The organism is Micromonospora sp. NPDC049047 (assembly GCF_040649135.1).
Taxonomy (GTDB): Bacteria; Actinomycetota; Actinomycetes; order Mycobacteriales; family Micromonosporaceae; genus Micromonospora.
The window spans coordinates 340,942-349,258 of sequence record NZ_JBEZEY010000006.1; the positions used below are offsets into that span (position 1 = coordinate 340,942).

Annotated in this window: 8 protein-coding genes; 6 read left to right on the top strand and 2 right to left on the bottom strand. The window is 72.9% G+C overall.

Going from position 1 to position 8,317, the window contains the following annotated elements; translation table 11 throughout:
• Window positions 1–48 precede the first annotated feature (48 nt).
• Both AB0B86_RS13270 and AB0B86_RS13275 read left to right on the top strand, forming a co-directional pair.
• A complete protein-coding gene (locus AB0B86_RS13270; RefSeq protein WP_357406035.1) occupies window positions 49–381 on the top strand; it encodes a helix-turn-helix transcriptional regulator in 333 nt (110 codons plus the stop codon).
• Window positions 375–1,358, top strand: a complete 984-nt coding sequence (locus AB0B86_RS13275; RefSeq protein ID WP_357406037.1) for a hypothetical protein — start codon at window positions 375–377, stop codon at window positions 1,356–1,358. The genes AB0B86_RS13270 and AB0B86_RS13275 overlap by 7 nt, the downstream gene beginning before the upstream one ends.
• Before the next feature lie 10 nt (window positions 1,359–1,368).
• Here the strand turns inward: AB0B86_RS13275 and AB0B86_RS13280 are convergent, their stop codons facing one another.
• Together AB0B86_RS13280 and AB0B86_RS13285 are read right to left on the bottom strand one after the other, a co-directional pair.
• Entirely contained in the window at window positions 1,369–1,866 is a 498-nt protein-coding gene (locus AB0B86_RS13280; RefSeq protein ID WP_357406039.1) for an NUDIX domain-containing protein, read from the bottom strand.
• Between the two features lie 43 nt (window positions 1,867–1,909).
• Entirely contained in the window at window positions 1,910–3,184 is a 1,275-nt protein-coding gene (locus AB0B86_RS13285; RefSeq protein ID WP_357417926.1) for a M48 family metalloprotease, read from the bottom strand.
• 166 nt (window positions 3,185–3,350) lie between these two features.
• On the opposite strand from AB0B86_RS13285, the gene AB0B86_RS13290 reads away from it, so the two are divergent.
• The 4 genes from AB0B86_RS13290 to npdG all read left to right on the top strand — a co-directional run bounded on the left by AB0B86_RS13290 (window position 3,351) and on the right by npdG (window position 7,241).
• Window positions 3,351–3,554 carry a hypothetical protein gene (locus AB0B86_RS13290; protein ID WP_238647524.1) on the top strand — a complete coding sequence of 68 codons (204 nt, stop codon included), beginning with the start codon at window positions 3,351–3,353 and terminating at the stop codon, window positions 3,552–3,554.
• Window positions 3,555–3,636: 82 nt separating this feature from the next.
• On the top strand, window positions 3,637–4,512 hold the full coding sequence (locus AB0B86_RS13295) for a histone (protein ID WP_357417928.1): 876 nt from the start codon (window positions 3,637–3,639) through the stop codon (window positions 4,510–4,512).
• Between the two features lie 496 nt (window positions 4,513–5,008).
• Window positions 5,009–6,439 (top strand): RNB domain-containing ribonuclease, encoded by a 1,431-nt coding sequence (locus tag AB0B86_RS13300; protein WP_357406045.1) that lies wholly within the window; start codon window positions 5,009–5,011, stop codon window positions 6,437–6,439.
• 103 nt (window positions 6,440–6,542) lie between these two features.
• Window positions 6,543–7,241 carry an NADPH-dependent F420 reductase gene (gene npdG / locus AB0B86_RS13305; RefSeq protein WP_357406047.1) on the top strand — a complete coding sequence of 233 codons (699 nt, stop codon included), beginning with the start codon at window positions 6,543–6,545 and terminating at the stop codon, window positions 7,239–7,241.
• Window positions 7,242–8,317: the final 1,076 nt, after the last annotated feature.

The following is an 8,317-nucleotide window of genomic DNA, read 5'->3' on the forward strand; positions in this document are numbered from 1 at the left end:
TCTGTCAACCCGGCCCCACCCTATGTAGAGTTCCGATAGAGTGGTCGGATGCGGATCACCATCCCGGTCGCGAAGGTGCTCGCGGCGCTGCTCGCCGAGCCCGCCGCGCAGCGCTACGGCCTGGACCTGATGCGACTGACCGGCCTGCCCAGCGGCACGCTCTACCCGGTGCTGCACCGGCTGAGCGCGGCCGGCTGGCTGGTCGCCGACTGGGAGGCGATCGATCCCGTAGCGGCCGGTCGGCCGGCCCGCCGCTACTACCTGCTGACCGCCGTCGGGGTGACGCAGGCCCGGCAGGCGCTCGCCGACCTGCGCGCCGCGATCCCCGACCCGCGCCCCTCGTGGGGCGGCACCGAGCCGACCGGGGCGCCAGCGTGGTGACCCGCCGGGCCGCCGAGCTGCTGCTGGAGCTGGCCGTACGCCGCTGGCCGGCCGAGGTCCGTGCCGACCTGCGCCGCGAGTGGGCTGCCGAGCTGCACGTGCTCGCCGAGAGCGGTAACCGGACGACGATGCTCGGCTTCGCGGCGAGCCTGGCCGTCAGTCGCGCCGGCGCCCCGCTCGTCGACCGCAACCTGGTACGCGGTCGGGTCGGCCGCACCGTCGCCGCGTTGCTGCTGTCCCCGCTCGCCTGCGTCGGGATCGTGCTCGTCACCGCGTTCGCCCTGTACCCGACCCAGCGGTGGTTGACGTCCGAACTCCGGTCGGACCAGGCGCAGCAGCGGATCTGGACGACACTCACCCTCGGGTTGGCGCTGCTGCTCGCGGTGCTCGCCGCGCGGTGGGCCCGCCACAACGCCCTCGACGGTCCGCTGCGCATCGCGTTCGGCGTGGTGCTCCCCATCGGGGTGGCGGCCGTCGTGTTCCTGTACGTCCTCCAGCCGGACGAGCTGGCCGCCACCCTGCCCGGTCTGCTGCTCTGGGTGGCCGGTCTGACGCTGGTCCTCTGGGCCGCCGCGAGCCTCGCCGCCCGGGGGCGACTCCATGCGGCCTGGTGGGTTGGCGTCCTCGGCGCACTCGCCGCCGCCGACCTCGCGGTGATTCTCGCTGTCGTCGACGCGATTTCGGCGGGCGATCGCGCTGGCCCGGTCATCGGTCTGACGCCAGTGGACAACATCGACCGGATCTCCGCGCCGCTGTGGCTCCTCGCCGCCTGGACAGACTGGAACATCGGCCTACCCCGACCCACTATTCCATGGGAGATCTTCGGAATCATCAGCAACCGGGTGCCCTTGGAACCCATGCTCTACCTGGCCTGCACGCCGTACGCGCTCGCGTACGCCATCCGGGCGGCGCGGTCCGGGCCCTCCGCGCCGGTCGCCCTTGCGCCGGCTCCGATACCGAAGCCGTCGTCGGTCTGATCCGCGCGGCTCAATCGGGCACGTCGTCCCACGTCATGGTCGGCTCCAGGTAGCCGGCCGACTGGTTGTCGCGCAGCGCGTAGGCGATGACAAGCAGGGCGTGCTTGTCCAGCTCGGGCAGCCGGTCCAACGGGAACCACCGCACGGCGAGCGACTCGTCGTCGTTGACGCGCGCGGTGCCGGCAACCACCCGGCACAGGAAGCCCAGGTTCAGGTATTCGCACCGGTCCCCGTTGGGGTACGTGTGCGGGTGCGAGACGGCGCTGGACATCCGCAGCGGCGCGACGTCCAGACCCGTCTCCTCGCGGACCTCCCGGACCAGCGCGGTGGCCGGCTGCTCGCCCGGCTCGACGAACCCGCTGATCACCGACCAGCGGCCGTCGTCGGCGCGCTGGCCGAGCAGCAGCTCACCGGCGTCGTTGCGGACGACGGCGCTGACACTCGGCAGCCAGAGCAGGTCGTGACCGACGTGCTTGCGCATCCGCACGATGTAGTCAGGTATCGCCACCCGGCGATCATAGGCGCGACCGCACGACCAGCCGTCGCGCTGGTCAGCCCGCCCACGTGACGGTACGGCGGAAACGGTCGTAATCCCTTGCCAGCTCCGCGTCGATCCGCTCCATCCGGCCGGGGGTGAGCACCACCGCGGGCTCCTGCCAGGTGCGTGCCGCCAGCATCCGGTGGCGCAGTCCGGTGGGCGGATGGAAGGCGAACAGCGACGCCTCGTCGCGGACCGACAACTGCCGCAGCAACGGCAGCCGGTCCGGGTTGGCCGCGCGGGACTCGGCGAGCGCGGCACGCCAACGGTCCGGGCCGTGCCCCGCCTGGGTCTCCCGGCGTACCGCGAGCGCCATCGACTCGGCGGCGAGCAGGGTGTCCAGCAGGTCGGTCGCCGCGGTAGTGCCGGCAGCCCGGGCGGCGAGTTCGTCGGCGAGATACTCGGCTCGTTGGCTGTCCCGCAACGCCACAGCCACCAACAGCAGGTGCGCGACGAACAACACCCGGGACACCACCCACTGGAACGCGCGGCCCAGGGCGTCGCCGATCATCTCCAGCAGACCCCGGCCGACGACGGTCTGCACCGGCCGGAACAGGTCGGCGGCCGAGGCGAGCATGTCGAACGCCGGCTGGGTGAGCAGACCTCGACGCGGGTCACCGTTGACGAAGTGGCCAAGCTCGTGCCCGAGCAGCGCCACCCGTGCGCCGGCGGGAAGCGAGCCCCACATCGGGAGCCCGAGACTGAGCACCTTCCGGCGTCGCAAACCGACCTGGCCGGCGTACGCGTTGATGGCGTCACTCACGCCCACCACGTCCGGCACCGGTGCCCCGATCGCCGTGGCCACCTCGTCGATCAGGCCGAACAGCTCCGGCGCCCGGTCGCGGGTGAGCACCTCCAGCTCCGGGTCGAGTCGACCGAACCGGGGCCGCAACGCGATCGCGAGCCCGACCATCGCCACCCCGGGCACGATCGCCAGGTGGGGAAACGGAAACGCCACCACCAGCCACCCGCCGACGACCGCGAGCGCGAGCACCGCGGCGACCAGGAGCAACGAGGCTGCCACGGTGAGCGCCCGCGCCGTACCCGATCCGTTGGTGCCCAACGGGCGTCCGACCAGCTGGGTGAACTGCCGCCCGGTCGCCCGGAACGCCACTCGGTAGGTCCACCTGTCGATCCAGCTCCAACCGAATTCGCGTTGGCGCCGTTGCGGGTCGTAGGCGTCCAGTCGCCACTCGCAGCGCGGACACCAGGGCAGCGCCTCGCGTACCGATGCCGTAGTCGCCCCGCACTCCGGACACGCCTCCGTGCCGGCCACCGTGTTGATCACGAGCGCAGATCCTGCCCCAGCCCGGTGTTCGCGGGAACTGACCGATCGTCCGGACCCTATTTCGCTGTTCGGGCCCCACGGGCCCCATGCATATCTACTGTGGAGAGGGTCGGCGACTTGTGCGATCCGGTGGCGGCCTGCCGGTTCGCGGTGCACAGTGATTCCCATGAGCGACAGCGAACGTGGTGGGCAGTTCTACTGGTGCACCCGGCATCACCGGGTCGAGACGGACGCCGACGTGTGTCCGGCGAAGCACGTTCTCGGCCCGTACAACTCGGCGGCCGACGCGGAGAACGCCCTGCAACGCGTGCAGGAGCGCAACGAGGCGTGGGATGCCGAGGACGCTCGTTGGGCCGGGGAGGACAAATAGGCGGCGCGGGACGGCCCGCGCCGAGGCAGTTCGTGCTCCGCGAGGACGCACGCGAGAGCACGTCCCCAAGGAGGGAACCACGATGGCCGAAGCACAGCAGGCCACCACCCGCCCGACCGCCCGCCGCACCACCGCGAAGAAGACCGCCGCGGCGGAGCGCAACACGGCGGCGAGCCGGACCACCCCGGTGCGCAAGTCCACAGCGAGTGCGGCGGCGGCCAAGGCCCCGGCGCGCAAAGCCGCCGGCGGCGCGGGACGTGCCCCGGCGAAGAAGGCCCCGGCTACGAAGACCACCACGGCGGCGAAGAAGGCCCCGGGCACGAAGACCACCACGGCGGCGAAGAAGGCCCCGGCGAAGAAGACCGCGACGAAGACCAGCGTCGCGGCCAGGAAGGCCCCGGCGAAGACCTCGACCGCCACCCGCAAGGTGGCGGCGAAGAAGGCCCCCGCGAAGAAGACCACAGCGGCCAAGACCACCGCGGCCACGGCGAAGAAGACGACAAGCGCCGCGAAGAAGACCACGAGCGCCGCGAAGAAGACCACGAGCGCCGCGAAGAAGACGACGGCGTCGGCGGCGAAGCGGACCACCGCAGCGGCGAAGGCGCCCGCCCGCAAGGCCGCGACCAAGGCGTCCGCCGTGAAGAAGACCGCCGCCAAGAAGGCTCCAGCCAAGAAGGCTCCAGCGAAGAAGGCTCCGGCGAAGAAGACCGCTTCCACCCGCCCGAGCGTCGGCGCCCGCAAGGCCGCGGCGAAGAAGGCGCCGGCCGCGAAGGCGACCGGCACGTCGTCGACCACCGCCCGCAAGGCGGCGGCGAAGAAGGCCCCGGCGAAGAAGACCACAGCGGCCAAGGCGCCGGCCCGCAAGGTGACCGCCCGCAAGTCGCCGGCCCGCCCGGTCGCCGCCCGGGCCACCGCCCCCCGGGGTACGCGCAGCACCGCCCGGAAGGCGACCGGCTGAGCGCAGGGCCGCCTCGGCCCGGCACCGACTCGTTCGACGGTCTTCGCGGCCCGGCGCCGGCTCGTTCGACGGTCTGCCGCCGTGGTTGCGGCGGGCCACGACAGGCTCGTTCGACGGCCCGCCGGGGCCGTTGCGGTGGACCGCACCGGCTCGTTCGACCGAGCCGCCGTGGCGGACCACCACGCCGTCGCGAGGTGGCGTGCGTTGGCGTGGTTTGCGGCGGGCTTGCGGCGGGCTTGCGGTGATCGGCGTCGGCGGCGTGCGTTGGCGTGGTTTGCGGCGGGCTTGCGGTGGCCGGCGTCAACGGCGTGCGCTGGCGTGGCTTGCGGCGGGCTTGCGGTGGCCGGCGTCAACGGCGTGCGCTGGCGTGGTTTGCGGCGGGCCTGCGGCGGCCGGCGTCGGCGGCGTGGCTCGGCGAGTGGGCCGGGGGCGGTTCGGCGGAGATCTCGGCCGGTCACCGGAAGCGGATCACCGACGACGCTGTCAGGATTGACCCGTGGTCATCCGACGCGTACTCGCGCCCCGCATCGACTTCGGCGCGCTGCGCCGCGAGCTCGGCCTGCCCGAGGGCTTCCCGGCGGCCGCCCAAGGGGAGGCCGACGCGGCCGCCGCCGCGCCACCACGGCCGTCCGTCGATCGCACCGACGTACCGTTCGTCACGGTCGACCCGGCCAGCTCGCGCGACCTGGACCAGGCGATGCACCTCAGCCGCCGCCCGGGCGGCGGCTACCGGGTGCGGTACGCGATCGCCGACGTGGCCGCGCACGTCCACCCGGGCGGCGCGCTGGAGGAGGAGACGTGGCGGCGCGGGCAGACGGTCTACCTGCCCGACGGGCACGTGCCGCTGCACCCGCTGACGCTCAGTGAGGGCGCGGCCAGCCTGCTGCCCGACGATGACCGGGCGGCCGTGGTGTGGACCATCGACCTCGACGCCGACGGCGGCACAGTGGCCGTCGAGCTGGAACGCGCCCTGGTGCGCAGCCGAGCCAAACTCGACTACACCGGGGTGCAGGCCGCGGCCGACGCTGGGCGGCTGCCCGAGCCCATCGCGCTGCTGCCCGAGATCGGCGACCGACTGACCGCCCGGGGGCTGCGTCGTGGTGCCATCAACCTGCCCCTGCCCGAGCAGGACGTGGAGCCCGACGGTGACGGCTGGCGGTTGGTGCTGCGGGGGCCGGTGCCGATGGAGGAGTACAACGCGCAGATCTCCCTGCTGACCGGCATGGCCGCCGCCGACATCATGCTGGCCGGTGGGATCGGCCTGCTGCGGACCATGCCCGCCCCGAAACCGGAGGCGGTGCAGCGGCTGCGGGCGGCCGCCGCGCCGCTGGGCGTGCACTGGCCGGACGGCGCCGGCCCCGGCGAGGTGATCGCCAGCCTGGACGCCGCGCAACCACGCGCCGCCGCCTTCATCGACCAGGCAGCCGAGCTGATGCGCGGCGCGGCGTACACCGCTTTCGACGGCACCCGGCCGGAGCAGCCGGAGCACGGGGGCGTCGCCGCCGCGTACGCCCACGTCACGGCGCCGTTGCGACGCCTGGCAGACCGGTACGCCACCGAGGTCTGCCTGGCCCTGCACGCGGGCCGGGACGTGCCCGACTGGGCGCGCGCGGCGCTGCCCCGGTTGCCGGAGGTGATGGCCAGCACCGACCGGAGCGCCTCGGCCGCCGCCCGGGGTGCCGTCGAGCTGGCCGAGGCGGTGCTGCTGGCGGACCGGGTGGGGGAGACCTTCGACGCGGCAGTCCTCGATGTCGACGCGCCGCCCAACGGCAAGTCCAGGCCCCGCCCGCCTGGCGGAACGGTGGCCCTGGACGCCCCACCGGTCCGTTCCCGCTGCCTCGGCGCGCTGCCGCTCGGTGAGCGGGTCCGGGTCCGGCTGGTCACCGCCGACCCGGCCGCCCGTACGGTGCTGTTCGAGCTGGCCTGAACTGCCGCGCGGCGAGGTCGCCCGGGGGCGGCGTCCCGGGCAGCGGGCATTGTCACAGCGGCTGCCGCTGCTGACGGACCGTGCGGTTTGCGAGGATGAGCGCATGGCATACGACGCGAGCACGCTGCCCGACGTGTCCGGGCTGACGGTCGGCATCATCGGCGGCACCGGCGACCAGGGTCGTGGCCTCGCCTACCGGCTCGCCCGGGCGGGGCAGACGGTGCTGATCGGCTCCCGGTCGGCGGAGCGGGCCGCCGAGTCCGCCGCCGAGATCGCCGCGCTGCCCCGGATGCCGGCCGACGTCAACATCACCGGTGCCGCCAACGACGAGGTGGCCCGGCGCAGCGACGTCGTGATCATCGCGGTGCCGTGGGACGGGCATGCCGCCACCGTTGCCGCGCTCGCCGAACCGCTCGCCGGAACGATCGTCATCGACTGTGTCAACCCGCTGGGCTTCGACAAGCAGGGCCCGTACGCGCTCACCGTCGCCGAGGGCAGTGCCGTCCAGCAGGCCGCCGCGCTGCTGCCCGACTCCCGCGTCTGCGCGGCGTTCAACCATGTGAGCGCCCCGCTGCTGGCCGACCCCGAGGTCGACCGGATCGACCTCGACGTGCTGATCTGCACCGAAGACCGGGAGCTCGTCGACGTTGTCGGGGCGCTCGCCGCCCGGATCCCCGGGATGCGCGGCATCTACGCGGGCCGGTTGCGCAACGCCCACCAGATCGAGGCGTTCACCGCCAATCTGATCGCGATCAACAAGCGCTACAAGGCGCACGCCGGCATCCGCGTCACCGACCTCTGAGAGCGCACCGTCGGCTCCCGGCAGGAAAGCTGGGCTCGGCTTCCGGCAGGTCGGCTGGGCTCGGCTTCTGGCAGGTCGGCTGGGCTCGGCTTCTGGCAGGTCGGCTGGGCTCGGCTCCTGCCAGGTCGGCTGGGCTCGGCTCCTGCCAGGTCGGCCAGGTCGGCCTGAATCTGCTGGTCAGGTGACAGCGACCGGAGGGAGCATGGGCGTTGCCGAGGCTGCTGCGGTGCTGAGGATCGCAGGACCCGCGCCGAGCGTGCTCGATGGTCTTGGAGGCGGCGGAGAGCCGATTCGGTCATAGACCCAGCCGTCACGGTTCGGCGTCGACTACTGCGGGAACCTGGGCGTGGGTTCGGCGTTTGGAGGGTTCGGCGGCCCGAGTTGGAGATCGACTACGGGCAGAGCAACGACGACCTCGCAGAGCTGACAGGCCCTGCGGCGGCGGAATCCGCAGGGTGCGTCGTGTCGCTGTGCGCGACCTTTCGCACGTAAGCGGACTCTTTGCTTGCCGAGCCGGGGACGTCGCTTGCCGGGCCAGGGCCTTGCCTGCCGGGCGGGGACGTTGCTTGCCGGGTCGGGGTATTGCCTGCCGTGCCGGGGTCTTGCCTGCCGGGACGAGGGTCTTGCTTGCCGAGCCGCAGCCTTGCTCGCCGTGCCATGCCCGGGCGCGCTGAAGCCATGCGGCTCGGCCCACGGTCCGTCCGGTCGCGCTGAAGCCATGCGGCTCGGCCCACGTTCCGTCTGGTCGCGCTGAAGCCATGCGGCTCGGCCCACGTTCCGTCTGGTCGCGCTGAAGCCATGCGGCTCGGCCCACGTTCCGCCCAGACTGCACCCACGGCACCCCTCGTCAGCTCACTGCACAGGCAGCGTTCGGCCACGAGCTGTCGAGATGAACGGCCGCCTGATCGGAGTGATTGGCTGTCTCGGTGTGGTCACGTTCGCCGGTGGTAGTGGTTGCGGCGGGGGAGTTGTTCGGGGTCTAGCCAGGCCGGTGGGATGAATTCGGGCTGACCGTCGCCGCTGAGTTGCACGGCCCAGTCGCTGTGGTGGAGGTGTCGGTGGTGGTGGGCGCAGAG